Below are 18,820 nucleotides of genomic sequence, written 5' to 3' on the forward strand. Positions count from 1 at the left end.
CACTTTATCTTTGTACACGACAAAAAAAGACAACTCATTGAAATAATGGCATAATACTTGTTTTCTGACGACGAATATGATGACACATTTCAATGAGTTACATCTCATCTTAAACAAATATCTAAAGTGGAACAAGTCACGTGTAAAATGTTTTACACTGATTATGCTGGCATTAATTGTAAAACAGACATGTAATCTTTCTTCTGCATCTAAAGCCTTACCCATCACGTGCTTACCACAATCATTTTATCGACGTATACAACGCTTCTTTGCAGATCAGTATTTCGATTATCGTCAAATTTCTCAGTTAATTTTCAATATATTTTCATTCGATAAAGTCCAATTAACTTTGGATAGAACCAACTGGAAATGGGGAAAACGAGATATCAATATCTTGATGTTAGCCATCGTCTATCGTGGAATAGCGATACCTATTGTTTGGACATTGCTCAATAAACGTGGAAATTCAGATACAAAAGAGCGTATTGCTTTGATTCAACGCTTTATCTCCATTTTTGGTAAAGATCGTATTGTGAATGTGTTCGCAGACAGAGAATTTATCGGTGAGAAATGGTTTACATGGTTAATTGAAAATGACATTAACTTCTGTATACGTGTTAAAAAAACTTTATTGTGACCAATCACTTAGCCAAGAATCATAAAATTAGTGATTTATTTCGTCATCTTCAAGTTGGTCAAACAGAATGTCGTAAACGACGTATTTGGGTTGGTCGAGTGAAACTGTATATTAGTGCGCTACGATTAGAAGATGGAGAACTTTTACTTGTTGTTTCTCCTATGTTTAATGCTTCTGCTATTGGTGATTATGCATTACGCTGGGAAATCGAAACCTTATTTAGTTGTCTCAAAGGACGTGGATTCAATCTTGAAAATACTCGTTTAACAGACCCTAGACGAGTCAAGAAATTGATAGCAGTGCTAGCGATCGGTTTCTGTTGGTGCTATTTAACAGGTGAATGGCAACATGATCGAAAAAAAGCGATAAAACTAAAGAAGCATGGACGACTTTCAGTAAGTTTATTTCGCTACGGTTTGGACTATGTTCAGATGGCTATTCTACGTTTGATTGGTTTTGGAAAAAAAGAAGAATTTAAGAAAGTGCTAGCAATTTTAAGAAAGAAAAAGCCTGATAGGACAAGGGCCCTATGAAATTTGTCGTGTACAGAGTCACTTTATATATTTTTCAAACACAAGCTTAACCAAAAAGTGGGAAAAATACCGTATAGTTTTCATTTTTAGCTTAGATCATAAATGTCATGCAACCTTATGTCCTTGTTTTATATTACAGCAAATATGGTTCAACTAAAGAAATGGCGCATTTGATTGCCAATGGTGTCGAGTCGACAGGGATAGCCGTCAAGATTCGTACTGTTCCCAATTTGGCTACAGTGGTGACGGAGGCAGCAGCAAGCATTCCTGCTGAAGGAGATATTTACTGTACTTTGGAGGATTTACAGTATTGTTCGGGTTTGGCTTTAGGTTCACCAACACGGTTTGGCAATATGGCATCAGAAATGAAATATTTTTGGGATCAGACCACCAGTTTATGGCTAAATGGTGCTTTACACGATAAACCCGCCTGTGTTTTCACGGCTTCGGGTTCTATGCATGGCGGACAGGAAAGTACACTGTTGACGATGCTTCCTCCATTATTCCATCATGGGATGATGGTGATGGGGTTAACTAATGCGCAGGCTGCATTATCGAATACTAAAACAGGTGGAACACCTTATGGTGCGAGTCATGTGAGTGGTCCACGCCATGATCAGCAATTGAGTCAAGATGAAAAAGTACTCTGTACTGAACAAGGCCGCCGTTTAGCCACCATCGTACAAAAACTACAGACGACGCAAGTTTAATTTGAAAGGTCAGCATCATCAGAATGTTGACCTTTTGCTTTTAAAGCCTAGTGAGTAATCGCTTAAGTGTTCTCAATTTTTTGCTTAAAGCGATAATGACATTTTGAACATTTGTAATCGAGAAAAATATTCTTATCAATCACGACACCTGCTTTTTTGCCAAAATAGTTGCCTAGAAAGCCCCCTGTAATCCCGACACTAATTCCACCAATAAAAGTACCTACTGTACCGCCTACAATAACGCCCAATGGGCCAGCTACAGCGCCAATAGCGGCGCCTGTTGAGGCTCCAGTTGCAGCACCTCCGACAGTTCCTGCTGCAACGCCTGCTGAACCGAGTAAAATTCCACTGGCTTTTTTCAGGTGTTGGTCATGGTCACGTTTTTCAACGTCACTGGAACCACATTTAGGACAGAGAATCGTATTTTCCATAGATGATTTGCCTTTGCGTGCCGTAAACTCAATCACGAGATACAGCAATTTTCGTCAAGATTCACGTTTTAGCAGAACCACCATGTGCTGCTGTGACTTGTATGAATTTACTAAGTCTGTAAATCTAAGGTGAATTCTAGCGAAAAAGAACGGCAATGTGTTTAATTGAGTTGTAAGCACAGCGCTCTTCTATAATTAATAATGAAGAAAATATGAAGCAAGTATAAGAACATTTGGTTTTGTATTTAAACTTATATGCTAAGAGTAGGCACATCGAAGTGGACTCGATTGCGTCCTGCCAGTTTAGCTTGATATAACGCTTTATCCGCACGTTTGAAGACGGTTTCTGCATTCAAGTCTGTGATATGTGCTTCGGCTACCCCAATACTGACGGTAAAACAGATGATTTCTTCTTGATATGGAAGTTTCATATCTTCGATGGCAGTACGTATTTGTTTAAATCGATTTACTGCATCTTTTACAGCATGGGTAGGAAAAATAATGGCAAATTGCTCCCCCCCAATTCGTGCAAGAAAATCATGCTCATTTAAATGAGATTGAATGTGTTCACACATTTGCTGAAGCACATAGTCTCCAGCTTGATGACCATAAAAATCATTTAAAGTTTTGAAGTGATCAATATCGAGGATACCCATACTAAAAGGGGTCTGGGTATTAAAAAACAGCAGCATGTGATGGTTGCTTTGCTGAGTAAACATACGTCGGTTAAAAGTACCAGTCAATTCATCGGTAGAAGTGAGTTTTTGCATTTCTTGCACCTGTAGGTGCAACTTAATGTTTAGTCCAATCCAGTTTGCTAAGCATTGTAATAATATGGCTTGTTGCTTTGTGTAATGAAACTTGGCACGGTCGGCAACATTTAATGTACCTAAGCATTTCCCCTTATGCATTAAAGGCGCATCCATGCATGACCCCATGCCATTTTGAGCCAACATATGGCAATCTAATTCTTCAAATAAGGTGACATCATCGCAAATTCGAAGTGTAGCGGTACTAAAAACACGTCCAACAAATGTCTGTTGAATGGGAACTTTAAATTCAAGCGGAATCGCCTGATTACCTGATATGGAATACAGTTTAAGAAAATGAGCCCGATCATATAGGGTAATACTCGTACGTTCAGCTTGAAAGATCTGTGAAATCCAGAACGCAATTTTATCTAAAAGACTCTGTAGGCAATCTGCTTGTGCAAGATCATGAATGAAATTGATTGGAAGTTGAATGTAATCGTGTTCATTCAGTGGAGTTAATTGATTTGGTGGGTATATCCGTTCAACCATCTTTTTGTTGTTCATCGTGGGATGTTTCTCTAAGTCCAGCGGTCAGTTTAAGCGATTTTTTGATTGGAATTGAAGTGTTGACCAAATTAGTTGTTCTCTAGTCGGATTTAAAGCGCGAATTTAATTTTCAGATATCTGAAATAAATCTACTTATATACAAAGCATAGTTTCTGTTTATTTAATAAATCAAACTGTTCAGGGCAAAGCATTTTCGTGTGTACGAACTCAGTCTGGCAAAATAAAAAAGAGCGCTTAAGCGCTCTTTAAATACAGTATTTGCACTTAGTCGCGTTCAAACTCAACTGTACCATTGGTTAACGATTTTACCCGTGCCAAAGATTCAACACGGTAACCTTTTTCCAATAACAATGCACGACCAGGCTGGAATGATTTTTCAATCACAATACCAATACCTACAACTTCAGCTTGGGCTTGGTGAATCAAATCAGCAAGACCTAAAGCAGCTTGACCATTCGCCAAGAAGTCATCAATCACCAATACTTTATCAGTAGAGCTGATGTGTTTATTTGAAATTGCAATGGTGCTTTCAATTTGCTTGGTAAATGAGAAGACTTTTGAACGGTATAAATCATCTTTTAAAGTTAAAGATTGATATTTACGTGCAAAAATGACAGGCACGCCGAGTTCTAAACCAGCCATAACAGCAGGTGCAATACCTGATGCTTCAATTGTGATGATTTTGGTGATCCCCGCATCTTTAAATAGACGCGCAAACTCTTGACCAATCTGTTGCATCATAACTGGGTCAATTTGGTGGTTTAAGAAAGAATCGACTTTCAGAACTTGATCAGAGAGAACGATACCTTCTGCTAAGATTTTCTGTTCTAGTGCATGCACGGGAGAATCCTCGGGGGCAGGTGCTTTTTCAAGCAAAAGCGTATTTTAAAAAGCACCTGAAAAAATGCAAGTAAAATTGACTAAATGGTCTAATTAGTGGGGCCTTTATATCCAGTTAACAGTAGACCGTAAGATGACTTTCCATCCTGATGGGTCACTTTCACTGGAAGATAATCCAATTTAGGAGCTAACCAGAAAGTCGTATCGCGGCCTGGCTTATCATGTTTCATCACTACTTTAACTGTATCGAAGGTCCCATAAGAGGTTTTAACTTTTTCAGAACCTTGCTTAACAAACTGGCGAGATTCGACTTCTTTGGCGTCAGCAATCAAATAAGACGATTTCATACCGACACCTTTCAAGTCCTCACGGATTTGTAATTCGGCATTTAGCTCATCCAGTACACCAGCTTTCCAAGCAAATGAACGCGCTTTATCATCTTTTTTAGTGTTAATGGTTTTGGCGCTTGGATTGAAGTTGATGTTCATGGTGTTATTGTGCACCAAAATTTTGCTGGTTCGACTGAAGCTATTGGAATTAATTTTGCCCGCATTGAAACCAAAGCGACTGGTTTCAGATGCAGAGGCAATTGCTCCAGCTTTGGCTGCAAAAACATAGGTCCAGGTATTTCCTGATTTGCTTAAGGTACGAGTTGCCGAGCCCATGTTCTTGCCATTGTAGTTAAATTGATAACTTGCTTGGAAGGGACTCATGGCGAATGCTTGGCTGGAAAAGCCAGTAAATAACAATGTAGAGGCAATACCTGTCGTCATTGCTATTGTTTTCAAAACATTTTTAGCCATTAGTGAAAGTGTTCCTGTGAAGTTTAAAATAAGTGCAGTGTAAAATTACACCCGTTTATTATGCCTATGTATTATGAAGATAAAATCTGCTTTTTTGTGCAAAGTGTATCTTTCCTGTAGCATTTTTTCTTGGTATTTCGTGTCAATTTAGACATGAAATTTGTCCCTATTTGCGCTTTTGTTTAATAGGTGTGACTTGGTTTTCAGGAATACCTTCATGTGCCCAATCTTCAATTTCATCTTCAGTCATTTTGCCAAATAAGGCGGCTAAATTCACATTGCCTAAAACGACCAGTTCAGCTTCGCGCAAGACTGCATGATTGACATGCACTTTATTGAGTGTATCCAGAATCGAGCGTTTTTTACCTAGCCAGCGATTCAAATCTAGATGTAATAAATCATCTTTTACCTTAATCACATTCAATTTTTCAAGAATCATGCCTAAAGGATCTTTATTTAGAATTTTTTGATAGAAATAGATCGCAGTATTAAAACCAAGTTTATGGAACACATTTTGAAATTTAGCTTCTATGACCTGTGTATCGCTAATTTGCTCGAATACAATCAGTTGAATGTCTCTATTCATTTCCATTTGTACCAACTTTAGATCTACAGAAAGGGTGGTATAAATCCCTTTAAACTCTAAAGTGGCATATAAACGTAACCAGTCATCATGCAGGTCGGCATGCAAATCTTTTAGCATTTTCACATTGTCTGTGACAAAGCGTTGGAAAGTCGCATTTAAAAAGACTTGTGAAAGTGGAAATTCACGTTCATCTTCAATAAAGCCTTCTGCTTTTTGGTACACTTGATGTAGCCGTTTAGAAATATTGGAAAGTAGCGTTTGCATAAAGGCATCCTAGCAAGTGAATCTACTGGCTTTTGATTAATTTTGCTGAATTGTATTTAAAATACAAAAATTCAATCTTGCAGTTTAGCAAAATTAATTGCACCATTTTCAGTATTTTAAGGCAGTGATTCTGTTGTATTGATGAACTTTGGGTTTTATCAACATAATAGCAACCAAGTCAAAATTTTACTGTATATGCAGTGTGGGGAAGGCAGTTTGTCGGTTAGTTATGATCCTGAATAAAATAAATTATACGCCTTTATTGCGCACGTGGTGGAAAGACCCGATTTTTACAACTGCGGTGGGCTTTGCACTGGCTTTACATCTCGCTGTTTTAGCTATTGAATTTGCTGCACCCACACAACAGGATGCGGCGGTGAAGGAAATTGCAGTGACGTTGCGACCGAGCGAACAGAAGGTTGAACAAGCTGATTTTCTAGCACAAGCAGATCAGAAAGGTTCAGGAACATTCCGCGAAGCACATCGAATGTCGAGTGACATGCCAGCACCCATGCTGGAGCAAAGTGCGGGTGAAAAGCAGATGGAAACCCTGCAAAAAACCCAACAAAAGCGTGAACTGAATTTTGAAGAAAAAGTCTTGATGACCACGCTGAGTTGGCAAAAGCAGGCTGAACAAACTCGTCGGAAAAAAGCGATGGATGAACTAAACAGTCAGTTTCAAGCCAAAGCTGCCATGGTAGCAAGTCTGGAAGCACAATATTTACAGCGTCAACAGAATTTTAGCCGCCAACAGAAAATTAAAACGGTCGATGGTATTCAAGCCAAGCAAGACGTTACAGCGGCATATTTAGAAAAATTTAGACAGAAAGTTGAATTTTACGGCAACCGTTATTATCCAGATCAAGCAAAACAACAGCGGTTGGCAGGTGAAGTTCGTTTGATGGTCATTCTGAACCGTAATGGTGGGATTCGGGCCATTCGTTTAATTGAAAGCTCTGGACATGACTTACTTGATGAAGCCGCGAAAGCATCGGTACGTAAAGCGGCACCATTTACTGGATTTGAACGTAATATGAAAGATATCTCCGAGTTACGCATTGTCCGAACATGGCGTTTTGACCCTGCGGAAGCCGAGTTTGAAGTCCATTAAATTGAATGGACTGAATGGGTATAGTGGCGTTCAATCTTACAAATTTCTACACTAAAGGATTGATACCATTGTTCTTTACCTAATTGCTGTGCCACTTGATGTTCGGCATCGTGATGCCATGCTTGAATGTCTGCCAAGCTGTTCCAGTAAGACAATGCAATTTCAAAGTCTTGCTCGGAAATGGCTTCAAACTTTTGACAATTAAACTGACTCAGTGCTTTTTCGCGTAACAACTGCGCTGTTTGAGAATATTGTTCATCTAGGGTTTTAATTTTGGCTTTAAAAATGACTACGTACTTCATGGTTGTCCTGTCTTCGCTAATTGATATTTGTCATTATTGTTGACATAAAAAAGCGAGCCGAAGCTCGCATTTTAGGATCTATGCTTGTTCTAAATAGGGATTGTCAAAACCCAGTTTCGCCAATATTTCTATTTCTAGAGCTTCCATTTCTTCGGCATCTGCTTCAGAGGTTTCATGGTCGTAGCCCATTAAGTGCAAAGTACCATGCACGAGCATGTGCGTGAAATGTGCGAGTGGGGTTTTGTTTTGCTCCTGTGCTTCTAAAAGCACAACAGGAATACAAATGACTAAATCACCAATCGGAAATGAATCAAGAATTTGAGCCATTTCATCAGGTAGGTCGCTTGGAAAAGATAAGACATTGGTGGGTTTATCTTTACCGCGGTATTCCAAATTCAATTTATGGCTTTCATCATTATCGACACAGGCAATACCTATTTCACAGTCACTTTGTGTATCGATATGGCGTAAGCTGGTTTCCACGATTTTTTTGAGATAAGCGCGTTTCAGTACCAACGCTGGGGACTGAAACGACTGTTGTAGAGAAAGACTAAGTTTCAAAATGAATCCTTAAAGCGGTTAATCTTGTGCATCCGCAGCAGCATCATTTTCAGCAATTAAGGCTTCTTGACGCGCTTTACGTTCTGCACGTGCTTCGGCACTCAGGCGTTGTTGTTCGCTATCCCAACCTTCGTAAGCTTCTACGATTTTTTGTACCAGTTGATGACGGACCACATCACGTGAATGGAAGCGGGTGATGTGAATTTCTTTCACATTTTCAATGACACGTAGTGCATGTGCGAGACCTGACTGCTGACCACGTGGTAAATCGACTTGCGTGACATCACCAGTAATCACCGCACGTGAACCAAAGCCTAAACGAGTCAGGAACATTTTCATTTGTTCGGGCGTAGTATTTTGAGCTTCGTCCAGAATGACAAAAGAATGATTTAAGGTACGACCACGCATGTAGGCCAGTGGAGCGACTTCAATCACTTGACGTTCAATCAGTTTCGCCACTTTTTCAAAACCGAGCATTTCATACAAGGCATCATATAAAGGGCGGAGGTATGGATCGATTTTCTGGCTTAAGTCACCCGGTAGGAAACCGAGTTTTTCACCTGCTTCAACCGCAGGACGCACCAGTAAAATTCGTTGGATTTCATTGCGTTCTAACATGTCGACTGCGGCAGCAACGGCAAGATAGGTTTTACCTGTCCCCGCAGGGCCAATACCAAATGAAATATCGCTTTGCAGAATTCGCTGAACATAGCGTCGTTGGTTTGCACCGCGTGGATTAATCCGACCTTTACGGGTTTGTAGATAAACGTCCTCTAAACCTGTGTGGCCATTATCAGAAAAGTCTTCTTGAATTTCACGGTCAGTTTGACTGCCTTGAATCATCATGTGGATGACGTCGGCAGTAATTTGTTGAGAGGTTTCAGCTTCTTCATGCAGACGTTGCAAGAGTGTCTCGGCTCTTTCGACTGCATCAATCTCCCCATCGATGTAGAAATAATCACCTCGATGGGAAATTTGGACATCTAGACGTTGTTCAATTTGTTTCAAGTGACCGTTATAAGCACCGAGCATGCTCTTTAAACGCTCCATTGAAATACCAGGAAAAGTTACTGTACGTCGAATCGCTGCAGTCAAGAGAGTTCCTTTATGGTAGCTTGAATCTATACCCTTACATTACGCCACGTCAGGCTCAAGATTCAAGAGTTCACCATAAACAAAATTCAAAGTTTTAATTTCGGTAATTTCGATTTCTGCGAAACGTCCAACCCATGTTGCATCACCAATAAAGCTCACGTAACGGGTGTTATCTGCCGTACCAATCAATAAGTTTGGATCTTTATCCGAAACTTTCTCGATTAAAACCCGTTGAATGGTGCCGAGCATGGCATCGGTCTTTTCAATACTAGATTGCTTAATCCACTTTTGAACCTTGGCTAAGCGCTCTTTTTTCACCTCTTCAGGAGTCGTATCTTCAAGGTCAGATGCAGGTGTACCTGGACGTTTTGAATACACGAAACTATAAGAATGGTCGAAGTCCATATCTTTGATAAATTGATAAGTTTCTTCAAAATGAGCATCAGTTTCGCCTGGGAAGCCGATAATGAAGTCACTTGATAAATGCATATCAGGACGCACTTTACGTAACTTAGCAATTTTGTCGATATAGACATCAATGGTGTGGTTACGTTTCATTGCTTGCAGTACATCGTTTGAACCACTTTGTACGGGCAAATGCAGATGCGATACCATTTGTGGTAAGTCACGGTAGCATTGAATCAAATCATCGTTAAACTCAAGCGGATGTGAGGTGGTATAACGCAAACGGCCAATACCTGGAATTTCTGCAACAAGACGTAACAAGTCTGCAAAAGTACAGATATTACCTTCGAAAGTTTCACCGCGGTAACCATTCACATTTTGACCGAGCAAAGAAATTTCTCGTACGCCTTTTTCGGCTAAGGTGGCAATTTCTGCTAAAACATCATCAAGTGGACGTGAAACTTCTTCACCACGGGTGTAAGGCACCACACAGAATGAACAATATTTTGAACAACCTTCCATAATTGAAACAAAAGCCTTGTAACCTTCTACACGCGGTTCAGGTAAAAAGTCGAATTTTTCAATGTCAGGGAAAGAAATATCCACCAGTTTGATTTTTTCTTTCTTGGGTTTTTCGATTTGTTCGAAATGCTGATCAAGCATTTGTGGCAAACGGTGCAAAGTTTGTGGACCAAAAATCATGTCGACATAATTGGCACGTTTTTGAATGTTGTCGCCTTCTTGAGAAGCAACACAACCACCTACACCAATAATTAGGTCAGGATTTTTATCTTTCAGCTTGCGCCAGCGACCCAACTCGGAAAACACTTTTTCTTGTGCTTTTTCACGAATAGAGCAGGTATTCATCAATAGAATATCCGCTTCTTTCGGGTCTTGAGTTAGTACATAGCCGTGTGAGTCGCCAAGTAAGTCTGCCATACGGTGACTGTCATACTCATTCATCTGACACCCTTGCGTTTCGATATACAGTTTTTTAACTGATCCATCGGTGGCTGGGGTGTGCTGTGGCTGGGTAACAGTGTTTTCTGAGGCAGCGTTGGCACCATTCGGGATGAAGGTTTGAACCGTCATGTAGGCTCCTAACAGGGATAAAACGGAGAAACGTGTAAAAACTGTATCTGCGTGATGCGTTGGCGATAAAAAATCGACCTTGACGAGCGCAGAAACACGGTTAAACACGAGAGCAATATAAGGAAGGCGCATATTTTAGCAGGATTTACAGAAAAACGGTCAGCTTTAAATATCGAAGCAAAAATATTGATTTATGAAGCAAAAATGTTTGAAAATTAATATTGTCTTATCAGAAGGTTACATAACACAACAACAGAGTGGTTGGAGAATATTCTAAACTAGCTGCATGAACGAAGTGTTTATATTGAGATTGGGTCGAATAGGTTAAAATAAAGGATGAAGGCGCACATATGTTAAATCGGTGGATACATAAAAAAAATTATTATCACGTACTTGCATGGAGTGTGGCTTCAATGGGCATATTGGGTCATGCCTATGCAGCAAATGAACAATTTAATGATGCTTTGCAAGCGGCCAATTCTGGCAATACTCAATTATTACAACAATATCAAATGTCCATGCAAAATGATGTATTGGGCTATTACCCAGAATATTGGGCTTTAAACGCCAATTTGGGCTTTCAGCCAGCAAATAATATTATTGATTTTGCTCGCCGTTATCCTCAATCTGCGATGGCGGAAAAATTAGCCGCCGATTATGTTGAAGAAAAAGTCAAGCAAGCCGATTTTAGTACTGCACAGCCTGTTTTACCTTATGTGACCAATCCAGATCAGGCAGAAAGTTGTGCAGTTGCACAAGTGCGGGCGAAAACAGGGGATAGTTTAGTTTTTGCAGAATACAAAGATGTTTGGCTAACAACAAATTCTCAACCTGAATCCTGTACAGGTTTAGCTCGACAAATGCTGTCGAGTCCTTTAATGACTCAGCAAGATAAGCAACAACGCTTATGGAGCTTGTTACGTGCGGGTCAATCTGGACAAGCTATTGCCACAGCACAAACCTTGGGGTTGAATTTAAGCCTTGCGCAGTTGAACAAGATTCAAGCTGATCCATTGAATTATGTCTGGTCTGCACCTAAAGCAACCGCAGAAGACCATGCGTATTTAATCTTTGCAATGGGACGCATGGCAGACAGTGATTTGGATGCAGCAATTTCATCTGTACAGCGTGCTGCGCAGGGAACACCAGAAGCTATACAAAAAGCTTTGTATCGTGCAGTCGGTTATATTGGTGGTACGACTGTAATGAAAAATAATTTCAAGCGTGAAGTGTTAAATAATTTGGATGCCAGTTATGGCTTGCCATTTAGTCCAGAAGAAGCAGAAATCTATGCGCGTCAAGCCATCCGTTTTAGTGCTTGGGAAAGTCTGATTCGTGCCATTGATGCCATGAGTGTCAATCAAAAACAAGAAGATCGTTGGCAATATTGGTTGGCTCGTGCTTATGAACAGCGTAATGATGCGCATGCAAAACGTAGCGCGCAGGAAATTTTCCGCAAATTGGCTCAAGGAGACCAGTATCATAATTTACTGGCCAAAGACCATGTGGGGCAACGATACAGTACGATTCCGAATAATGTACAGCCAAGCAACAATGACGTGCAGCGCTTAAGCCAAGATATTCATTTTAATCGGGCTTTTGCTTTACGTAATGTTAATGCACCTGATAGCTATGTGAATCGTGAATGGAACTGGGCGGTGCGCCAAGCCTATTTAAAACATGATGATGGTCTATTATTAGCAGCAGCGAAACGTGCAACCGATATGGGCTGGTATGATCGTGCCATTTATGCAGCAGATCGTACCGAGAATAAGCACAATTATGCCTATCGTTATGCGATGCCTCATCAAAGTTATGTGGTTAGCCATAGCCAAAATGCAGGAATTGACCCAGCATGGGCATATGGCTTAATGCGTCAGGAAAGTCGTTTTGTTTCGAGTGCTCGCTCACATGTTGGAGCAGGTGGTTTAATGCAGATCATGCCAGATACAGCGAGATTGGTTGCCAAGCAAATGGGGGAAACTTATAATCCTGCCGCGTTATCGGATATGAATACCAATATTCGTTATGGAACGTTTTATTTGTCGATGATTAATAGCCAATTAAGCAGTAACCCAGTGTTGGCGACTGCAGGATATAATGCTGGACCGAATCGGGCGCGTCGTTGGCAACCTGATGATCGACCACTGGCTGCAGATCAATATACCGAAACCATTCCTTTGAACGAAACTCGAGACTACGTCAAACAAGTCATGACCAATGCCACGCATTATGGGGTCTTGTTGGGGCAGGGAGCACAGTCTATTGGAAATCGTATGCAGGTTATTCCTTATCGCGGTACGCCATAAATTTATTGTGTAAGCAGCATGAGAAGGGCGAGTATTCATGTGGTTTGATGTAGTTGAAAACACTCAGATTAAAGTGTCCTGCCTAATCGTAGGTGGCTTTGCTCTGGCTGTTTGTACGCAATTCACCTATGCCGCTTCCTCTGTTGCACCACATGGCTATGTCATGGAAATCCAAATGACGCCTGCGGCATGTATGATGGACAGTCAACGCAATAAACGCCGTAAATGTTTAGAGGGGTATTCGCTAAATATTCTCGGACTATTGCCTGAAACAGCACAGCGAGAATGTGAAACCTCATCTTCAGCAAACTTGTCTCCATTACAAGCCAAAGTCGTAGCTAGAGTCATGCCAGATGAAAATGCACGCGTTCAGCTCTGGCAGTCTATTGGTGGTTGTGTGCCGATGGGGGCGAGTCAGTATTTCCGCACCATTATTAATTATGCAGAACGTTTAAAGATTCCAGCGGAACTATCAAGCCCAGAAACACGAACTTTGCCGCAGAATCAAATCAAATTACAGTTTTTGCGTTTAAACCCGACTTTGCCAAGTAATGGAATACAGTTGGGGTGCCAGAGTTATCGTGGTGAAAACTATCTAACCAAAGTCAATATTTGCTATAAAACCAATGGGCAATATAAACAATGCTCTACTGCCGTTGTTGGAAATTGCCCAAGTCAGATCACAATTAAAGGGTCATACTAAGTTTTTTATGACTGGCGATTTATATTTCCTATCAGACTTTTGTTGAAATTCATGCTCTTTTTTATGCATATGCTTGAGGATTGGAGTACAATCTTTGCCGTTTATGATAATTCGATGAAAACGGACAGACCCGTTTAATCATATTAACGATCCTCAATTGGAGATAATTACATGAAGCAACCTGTTCGCGTTGCCGTTACTGGCGCAGCTGGTCAAATCGGTTACAGCTTATTATTCCGTATCGCTAGCGGTGAAATGCTTGGTAAAGACCAACCCGTTATTTTGCAATTGTTAGAAGTTCCATTTGAGAAAGCTCAAGCTGCGCTTAAAGGCGTAATGATGGAATTAGATGACTGTGCTTTCCCATTATTGGCTGGCATGATCGGTACTGATGATCCTAAAGTTGCATTCAAAGATGCTGACTACGCGTTATTGGTTGGTTCACGTCCACGTGGTCCTGGTATGGAACGTGCTGACTTGTTAAAAGTGAACGGCGAAATCTTTATTGGTCAAGGTCAAGCACTTAACGAAGTTGCTAGCCGTGACGTTAAAGTATTGGTTGTAGGTAACCCTGCAAACACTAACGCTTACATCGCAATGAAATCTGCTCCAGATCTTCCAGCGAAAAACTTCACAGCAATGTTACGTCTTGACCACAACCGTGCGTTAACTCAACTTGCGCAAAAAGCGGGTGTTGCAGTTTCTGACATCGAAAACATGACAGTTTGGGGTAACCACTCTCCAACAATGTATGCTGACTACCGTTTTGCAACTGTAAACGGCGAAAGCTTAAAAGACAAAATCAACGATGCAGCTTGGAACAAAGATGTATTCCTTCCAACAGTAGGTAAACGTGGCGCTGCGATCATCGAAGCACGTGGTTTATCTTCTGCTGCATCTGCTGCGAATGCTGCAATCGACCACATGCGCGATTGGGCTCTTGGCACAAACGGCAAATGGGTAACAATGGGTATTCCTTCTGACGGTTCTTATGGTATCCCTGAAGGTGTAATGTTCGGTTTCCCTGTAACAACTGAAAATGGCGAATACAAAATCGTTCAAGGTCTTGAAATCGATGAATTCAGCCGTGAGCGTATCAACTTCACTCTAAATGAGTTAGAAGAAGAACGTGCAGCAGTTGCTGACATGGTGAACTAATTTAATCTTTAATGATTAAGTTAAAAAAGCACTCCATTTAGGGGTGCTTTTTTTATGGATGAATAGAACCAACAAAAAATAACATGCTGAAAAAATATACAGAATGATTTTGTGATGTTATTCAGTTACCTTGAAAAGAGAACAAGGATGCGAGGACAGAATGATGTTTGATGTACAACCCACCTTAGAACTGCTATTTGAACAGTTAGGTTTAAACGCCAGTGAAAGTGATATCGATCAATTTATACGTGAGCATCAATTGGCTGCAGGCGTTGAACTGCATCAAGCCAGTTTTTGGACAGAAGCACAGCGTGAATTTTTACATAGCCACTGGGATAAAGATGATGAATGGGCGATTGTGATTGATACTTTAAATGAGCAATTACATGAAGATGTTGGAGGCATGAATTTCTCAGGTTAATAACAAATAGATACAGGCTGTCGTGCTTTCCTGTAGTTCACAAAAAGCTACAACAAAATCGCCACAGCCTCTTTTTTTGCCTACAGAATTCTTATAACTTAAGTAAATAATAAATTACAGATGAATTGATAAGGGGCGGGGAAGAATGAAAAATAATCCATCCTTAGAGCTACTGTTTTCACAATTAGGTCTGGCGAACAGTCTGGCTGCAATAGAGCTATATGTCCGTACACATCAACTGCCAGCACATTTATCTTTGCATGAAGCACCATTCTGGAATCGCTCACAACGTGATTTTCTCATTAGTCATTTGGTACAAGATGATGATTGGGCGATCTGGATTGATGAACTCAACCAGCAACTGCATATGGATGCTTATAAATTACAAACGGCTTAAAACCTCAAGCTACTTGTATGCATGTCCACTCTCTACAATAAAAAAGCGCCAAGAAGGGCGCTTTTTAAATACAGCTTTTGATATTTAATGTGGTTTTTGTTGGGTAAGTTGTATGAACCAGAGTGCTTCATGATAAGGTGCAAATGCAGCATGTTGCTGTAACAAGAACGCATCAAATTCGGAGGTTTGACTATATTTCTTTAACCAATGGCGGCTCAGGGCAGTATCATTTTTACATGCGCTGGCGTAGGCGAGGAAGAAATAGACATCACCATGCTCATGTACAGTTAAAGGCTTTAAAATTTGCTGAGTAATTAAAGCAAAGCGCTGTTCTTTGGTAATTTCAAAGTACAGCATATAAGCCTTCGCTAAATGCAAGGACAAATTTAAATAGGTGCGTAGTGGCATTTCTTCAAATTCAATACGACCTTGTTCAAGCAATACAATCGCTTCTTGTAAAAAGTGAATCTGCTCTTGACGTACACGACTTAAGGTTACCAATGCCAAACGTAAGTCTGCACGTTCTAGTGCTAAATCGGGTGTGTTGCCTTCCAAATATATTTGGTCAGTCTCGCCAATTCGCGCAATAATTTGCTTTGCATCTTTTAGCATTCGTGCAGTCCTCTCAAGTTAAGCCATTTATATAAGGTCGTTTAGAAAGATTTAAAGGTCTACCAAATGCTATTACCACTTCTTAACCAAGCAGTAATTGAAAGACGTTGTTGTTTGGCTTCTATGACTTCATGCAGAAGATCACTCTGAAACAGGGCAATTCGATTCGGTTGAGGCTGGATAATATGCCACTCACCATTTTTATCCTGAAGTCGAAGTTGCCCACCCCAATCATCTTGCCATTGCTTATGTAAATAATAAACTGTTGAAACAACACGATCATTTTTCTGTTGTGGATTGTCTCGATGTAACGCATAAAACTCACCTGCATGGTAACAAGCAAAATGCGCTTCAACTTCACGAATGCCTAGATAAAAGGCTTGATTCAATTGTTCAGATAAAAGCGATAGGGTTGCAACATGGTGTTGAGCCACTGCTAATTCTGGATGAATCCATAAAATATGATCACTACGAATTTTACTGACTACACCATTTTGAATGGCAGCTTCACGAAACTGATTTAAGTGAGTGGTACATTCATTGACTAAGTTGGTCACATAGTCAGCAGGATAGGCGTGATCAATCAGTGCAAAACCATGTTGGTCAAGATCATCGAGAACTTGATTGATATTCCACGATGCAGGAAGCTTGGAAACAAGCATAGAAGCACAACTCAAAACTAGAAAACTGAACTGCTTTATTCTAGAACAACATATCCGTCGGAATGAAACTATTTTTCATGCTAAAATATCCATTGATTTTAGGAATTAAATAGAAATGAATTACCGTCACCATTTCCATGCAGGCAACTTTGCCGATGTCATGAAGCATGTTTTATTACTACAGCTTTTGACTCGACTCAATGCAAAAGATAAACCATATCGCTATGTTGATACGCATGGTGGTGCGGGTAAATATGACTTATCTTCCTCAGAAGCACAAAAATCAGGTGAGTTTTTAAATGGTATTCACCGTTTAGTTAAATTGGATGATTCAGTTAAACGTACTGCGCCAGAAGGCGTTCAACAATATTTAAAAATTGTTGAAAAAATGCGTGGGAATTTTGGTAAAGGTGCATATCCCGGTTCACCATGGTTTGCACTGGAAGGTATGCGCGATATTGATAAAGCGACCATTTTTGAAATGCAGCGTGATGTATTTCAACAATTACGCCATAACATTCATGACAAACGTGCAGGTTTGCATGAACGCGATGCCTATGAAGGGTTGCTTGGTGTAATTCCACCGAAAGAAAAACGTGGTTTGGTTATGATTGATCCACCATATGAATTAGAACGCAAAGATTTCCCACAATTGGTTGAGCTTTTGGTTGCAGCTTATAAAAAATGGCCAACAGGTATCTTTGCAGTTTGGTACCCGATTAAAGATCGTGCCATGATTGAACGTTTTGAGAAAAAAATGTTTAAAACAGGTATTCGCCGTCAGCTGGTTTGTGAAGTATGTGTATGGCCAGATGACACCCCAGTGGGCTTAAATGGTTGCGGTTTATTGGTCATCAATCCACCATGGAAGTTCTCTGAAGATGCTGACGAAGCACTACAATGGTTGTTCCCGCATTTACGTATGCAAGAAAATGGCGGTCATGCCGCAGTACGTTGGTTAGTTGGCGAATAATTGCCTTAGATAAAATAAATTAGGTTGCAGATTAGGACATAAAAGAATGACAAATAGCTCTAAACCCGAAGGTGAGTTACATGCTCCAGACCATGACTACGATGGGATTACCTTCGAAGTTGTTGAAGAGGAGCATACTCAAGAAGGGCAAAAGGTCAAACGTCGTGGTATCTATCTGTGGCCGAATTTAATTACCACAGCAGCATTACTCTCGGGTTTTTATTCCATTATTGCCAGTATGAATGGTGAATTTACTCAAGCTATTTATGCCATTTTTATTGCAGCATTGTTTGATGGTTTAGATGGTCGTGTTGCACGTGCAATTGGAGCGCAAAGTGCATTCGGAGAGCAGTTTGACTCGCTTTCCGATTTGTTAGCTTTCGGTGTTGCGCCCGCTATCCTTATGTATAGCTGGAGTTTGCATGACTTGGGGCGTATTGGTTTAGCTTGTTGTTTTATTTACACAGCTTGTGCCGCATTTCGTCTTGCTCGATTTAATGTGCAAATCGGTGTCGTCGATAAGCGTTACTTTATTGGAGTCGCCAGCCCATTAGCTGCTGTTATGATTATTTCAATGGTTTGGGTTGGTCGTGACTTTCCTAATATTTTTGATCTAAATGAGTTAGGTATTCAGATTGTCAATGCTGCCATTATTGTAGCAGTTGGGCTGTTGATGATTTCTAATATCAAATATTATTCATTTAAAACGGTCGACCGTAAGCGAGTCCCATTTGCGGTATTACCAATCGCGGTATTTATTCTGGCTGCAATGACTTACAATATTCCTGTAGGCATATTAGTGATTTCAATCATTTATGCACTTTCTGGTTTTGTCACTACCTTTCTAGCTCGTAAGCAAACTGCGAGCTAAACATGAGATAATTGTGATGAGGAGC

The 18,820-nt window shown here is 40.4% G+C and carries 21 protein-coding genes; 10 read left to right on the forward strand and 11 right to left on the reverse strand.

Translation table 11 applies throughout. The features are described 5' to 3' along the window. Positions 1–79: 79 nt before the first annotated feature. Together C3F34_RS08940 and wrbA are read left to right on the forward strand one after the other, a co-directional pair. Positions 80–1,170, forward strand: a protein-coding gene (locus tag C3F34_RS08940; protein ID WP_104442269.1) for an IS4 family transposase whose coding sequence is annotated in 2 segments (ribosomal slippage) — positions 80–620 and positions 620–1,170 — 1,092 coding nt in all. Because the reading frame shifts where the segments join, the coding sequence is not laid out codon by codon here. Positions 1,171–1,277: 107 nt separating this feature from the next. Further along, positions 1,278–1,880, forward strand: a complete 603-nt coding sequence (gene wrbA / locus C3F34_RS08945; RefSeq protein ID WP_016168561.1) for an NAD(P)H:quinone oxidoreductase — start codon at positions 1,278–1,280, stop codon at positions 1,878–1,880. A gap of 62 nt (positions 1,881–1,942) precedes the next feature. On the opposite strand, the gene C3F34_RS08950 is transcribed toward wrbA, so the two are convergent. The 5 genes from C3F34_RS08950 to C3F34_RS08970 all read right to left on the reverse strand — a co-directional run bounded on the left by C3F34_RS08950 (position 1,943) and on the right by C3F34_RS08970 (position 6,123). Then, positions 1,943–2,311, reverse strand: coding sequence for a hypothetical protein (locus C3F34_RS08950; protein WP_044739147.1), 369 nt, complete (start codon positions 2,309–2,311; stop codon positions 1,943–1,945). Positions 2,312–2,562: 251 nt separating this feature from the next. Then, entirely contained in the window at positions 2,563–3,627 is a 1,065-nt protein-coding gene (locus C3F34_RS08955; protein WP_104441432.1) for a sensor domain-containing diguanylate cyclase, read from the reverse strand. Between the two features lie 267 nt (positions 3,628–3,894). Further along, positions 3,895–4,470 (reverse strand): xanthine phosphoribosyltransferase, encoded by a 576-nt coding sequence (locus C3F34_RS08960; protein ID WP_044739148.1) that lies wholly within the window; start codon positions 4,468–4,470, stop codon positions 3,895–3,897. Between the two features lie 89 nt (positions 4,471–4,559). Then, the gene (locus C3F34_RS08965; RefSeq protein WP_016168557.1) at positions 4,560–5,273 is read right to left on the reverse strand and encodes a DUF3108 domain-containing protein; all 714 of its coding nucleotides are present in this window, start codon (positions 5,271–5,273) and stop codon (positions 4,560–4,562) included. A gap of 166 nt (positions 5,274–5,439) precedes the next feature. Next, entirely contained in the window at positions 5,440–6,123 is a 684-nt protein-coding gene (locus C3F34_RS08970; protein WP_104441433.1) for a hypothetical protein, read from the reverse strand. 229 nt (positions 6,124–6,352) lie between these two features. Between C3F34_RS08970 and C3F34_RS08975 the strand changes: the two genes are divergently transcribed. After that, positions 6,353–7,234 carry an energy transducer TonB gene (locus C3F34_RS08975; protein ID WP_104441434.1) on the forward strand — a complete coding sequence of 294 codons (882 nt, stop codon included), beginning with the start codon at positions 6,353–6,355 and terminating at the stop codon, positions 7,232–7,234. Here C3F34_RS08975 and C3F34_RS08980 read toward each other — a convergent pair. From C3F34_RS08980 to miaB, 4 genes are all read right to left on the reverse strand, one after another. Further along, complete coding sequence (locus C3F34_RS08980) at positions 7,231–7,536, reverse strand: antibiotic biosynthesis monooxygenase family protein (RefSeq protein ID WP_104441435.1); 306 nt, start codon at positions 7,534–7,536, stop codon at positions 7,231–7,233. The two genes, C3F34_RS08975 and C3F34_RS08980, sit on opposite strands and share 4 nt — an antisense overlap. Before the next feature lie 78 nt (positions 7,537–7,614). Continuing rightward, positions 7,615–8,097: an rRNA maturation RNase YbeY gene (gene ybeY / locus C3F34_RS08985; protein ID WP_104441436.1), complete on the reverse strand. Its 483-nt coding sequence runs from the start codon at positions 8,095–8,097 to the stop codon at positions 7,615–7,617. Between the two features lie 18 nt (positions 8,098–8,115). Next, positions 8,116–9,192 carry a PhoH family protein gene (locus tag C3F34_RS08990; RefSeq protein ID WP_016168552.1) on the reverse strand — a complete coding sequence of 359 codons (1,077 nt, stop codon included), beginning with the start codon at positions 9,190–9,192 and terminating at the stop codon, positions 8,116–8,118. A 39-nt stretch (positions 9,193–9,231) separates the two neighbouring features. Then, the gene (gene miaB / locus C3F34_RS08995) at positions 9,232–10,689 is read right to left on the reverse strand and encodes a tRNA (N6-isopentenyl adenosine(37)-C2)-methylthiotransferase MiaB (RefSeq protein WP_044739151.1); all 1,458 of its coding nucleotides are present in this window, start codon (positions 10,687–10,689) and stop codon (positions 9,232–9,234) included. Positions 10,690–11,102: 413 nt separating this feature from the next. On the opposite strand from miaB, the gene C3F34_RS09000 reads away from it, so the two are divergent. The 5 genes from C3F34_RS09000 to C3F34_RS09020 all read left to right on the forward strand — a co-directional run bounded on the left by C3F34_RS09000 (position 11,103) and on the right by C3F34_RS09020 (position 15,677). Next, positions 11,103–12,998 (forward strand): transglycosylase SLT domain-containing protein, encoded by a 1,896-nt coding sequence (locus tag C3F34_RS09000; RefSeq protein ID WP_416333168.1) that lies wholly within the window; start codon positions 11,103–11,105, stop codon positions 12,996–12,998. A gap of 37 nt (positions 12,999–13,035) precedes the next feature. Beyond that, positions 13,036–13,701 carry a ribonuclease I gene (locus C3F34_RS09005; RefSeq protein ID WP_158654342.1) on the forward strand — a complete coding sequence of 222 codons (666 nt, stop codon included), beginning with the start codon at positions 13,036–13,038 and terminating at the stop codon, positions 13,699–13,701. Positions 13,702–13,872: 171 nt separating this feature from the next. After that, the gene (locus C3F34_RS09010; RefSeq protein WP_016168548.1) at positions 13,873–14,859 is read left to right on the forward strand and encodes a malate dehydrogenase; all 987 of its coding nucleotides are present in this window, start codon (positions 13,873–13,875) and stop codon (positions 14,857–14,859) included. Between the two features lie 163 nt (positions 14,860–15,022). After that, entirely contained in the window at positions 15,023–15,280 is a 258-nt protein-coding gene (locus tag C3F34_RS09015) for a DUF2789 family protein (RefSeq protein ID WP_026441153.1), read from the forward strand. A 145-nt stretch (positions 15,281–15,425) separates the two neighbouring features. Continuing rightward, positions 15,426–15,677, forward strand: a complete 252-nt coding sequence (locus tag C3F34_RS09020; RefSeq protein ID WP_016168546.1) for a DUF2789 family protein — start codon at positions 15,426–15,428, stop codon at positions 15,675–15,677. A gap of 84 nt (positions 15,678–15,761) precedes the next feature. On the opposite strand, the gene C3F34_RS09025 is transcribed toward C3F34_RS09020, so the two are convergent. Together C3F34_RS09025 and C3F34_RS09030 are read right to left on the reverse strand one after the other, a co-directional pair. Continuing rightward, positions 15,762–16,289, reverse strand: a complete 528-nt coding sequence (locus C3F34_RS09025) for a hypothetical protein (protein WP_016168545.1) — start codon at positions 16,287–16,289, stop codon at positions 15,762–15,764. A gap of 59 nt (positions 16,290–16,348) precedes the next feature. Next, on the reverse strand, positions 16,349–16,951 hold the full coding sequence (locus C3F34_RS09030) for a 2OG-Fe(II) oxygenase (protein ID WP_044739153.1): 603 nt from the start codon (positions 16,949–16,951) through the stop codon (positions 16,349–16,351). 115 nt (positions 16,952–17,066) lie between these two features. Here C3F34_RS09030 and C3F34_RS09035 point away from each other — a divergent pair, with 115 nt between their 5' ends. Further along, the gene (locus C3F34_RS09035; protein WP_016168543.1) at positions 17,067–17,924 is read left to right on the forward strand and encodes a 23S rRNA (adenine(2030)-N(6))-methyltransferase RlmJ; all 858 of its coding nucleotides are present in this window, start codon (positions 17,067–17,069) and stop codon (positions 17,922–17,924) included. A gap of 46 nt (positions 17,925–17,970) precedes the next feature. Beyond that, complete coding sequence (gene pssA, locus C3F34_RS09040) at positions 17,971–18,795, forward strand: CDP-diacylglycerol--serine O-phosphatidyltransferase (protein WP_016168542.1); 825 nt, start codon at positions 17,971–17,973, stop codon at positions 18,793–18,795. Positions 18,796–18,820: the final 25 nt, after the last annotated feature.

Origin of the sequence: Acinetobacter sp. ACNIH2 (genome assembly GCF_002934965.1) — a bacterium.
Classification (GTDB): Bacteria; Pseudomonadota; Gammaproteobacteria; order Pseudomonadales; family Moraxellaceae; genus Acinetobacter; species Acinetobacter tandoii.

Coding starts and splice junctions, on each gene's coding strand:
- wrbA (WP_016168561.1), top strand. CDS start 1,278: ATGCAACCTTATGTCCTTGTTTTATATTACAGCAAATATGGTTCAACT.
- C3F34_RS08950 (WP_044739147.1), bottom strand. CDS start 2,311: ATGGAAAATACGATTCTCTGTCCTAAATGTGGTTCCAGTGACGTTGAA.
- C3F34_RS08955 (WP_104441432.1), bottom strand. CDS start 3,627: ATGAACAACAAAAAGATGGTTGAACGGATATACCCACCAAATCAATTA.
- C3F34_RS08965 (WP_016168557.1), bottom strand. CDS start 5,273: ATGGCTAAAAATGTTTTGAAAACAATAGCAATGACGACAGGTATTGCC.
- C3F34_RS08970 (WP_104441433.1), bottom strand. CDS start 6,123: ATGCAAACGCTACTTTCCAATATTTCTAAACGGCTACATCAAGTGTAC.
- C3F34_RS08975 (WP_104441434.1), top strand. CDS start 6,353: ATGATCCTGAATAAAATAAATTATACGCCTTTATTGCGCACGTGGTGG.
- C3F34_RS08980 (WP_104441435.1), bottom strand. CDS start 7,536: ATGAAGTACGTAGTCATTTTTAAAGCCAAAATTAAAACCCTAGATGAA.
- miaB (WP_044739151.1), bottom strand. CDS start 10,689: ATGACGGTTCAAACCTTCATCCCGAATGGTGCCAACGCTGCCTCAGAA.
- C3F34_RS09000 (WP_416333168.1), top strand. CDS start 11,103: ATGGGCATATTGGGTCATGCCTATGCAGCAAATGAACAATTTAATGAT.
- C3F34_RS09005 (WP_158654342.1), top strand. CDS start 13,036: ATGTGGTTTGATGTAGTTGAAAACACTCAGATTAAAGTGTCCTGCCTA.
- C3F34_RS09010 (WP_016168548.1), top strand. CDS start 13,873: ATGAAGCAACCTGTTCGCGTTGCCGTTACTGGCGCAGCTGGTCAAATC.
- C3F34_RS09015 (WP_026441153.1), top strand. CDS start 15,023: ATGTTTGATGTACAACCCACCTTAGAACTGCTATTTGAACAGTTAGGT.
- C3F34_RS09020 (WP_016168546.1), top strand. CDS start 15,426: ATGAAAAATAATCCATCCTTAGAGCTACTGTTTTCACAATTAGGTCTG.
- C3F34_RS09025 (WP_016168545.1), bottom strand. CDS start 16,289: ATGCTAAAAGATGCAAAGCAAATTATTGCGCGAATTGGCGAGACTGAC.
- C3F34_RS09030 (WP_044739153.1), bottom strand. CDS start 16,951: ATGCTTGTTTCCAAGCTTCCTGCATCGTGGAATATCAATCAAGTTCTC.
- C3F34_RS09035 (WP_016168543.1), top strand. CDS start 17,067: ATGAATTACCGTCACCATTTCCATGCAGGCAACTTTGCCGATGTCATG.
- pssA (WP_016168542.1), top strand. CDS start 17,971: ATGACAAATAGCTCTAAACCCGAAGGTGAGTTACATGCTCCAGACCAT.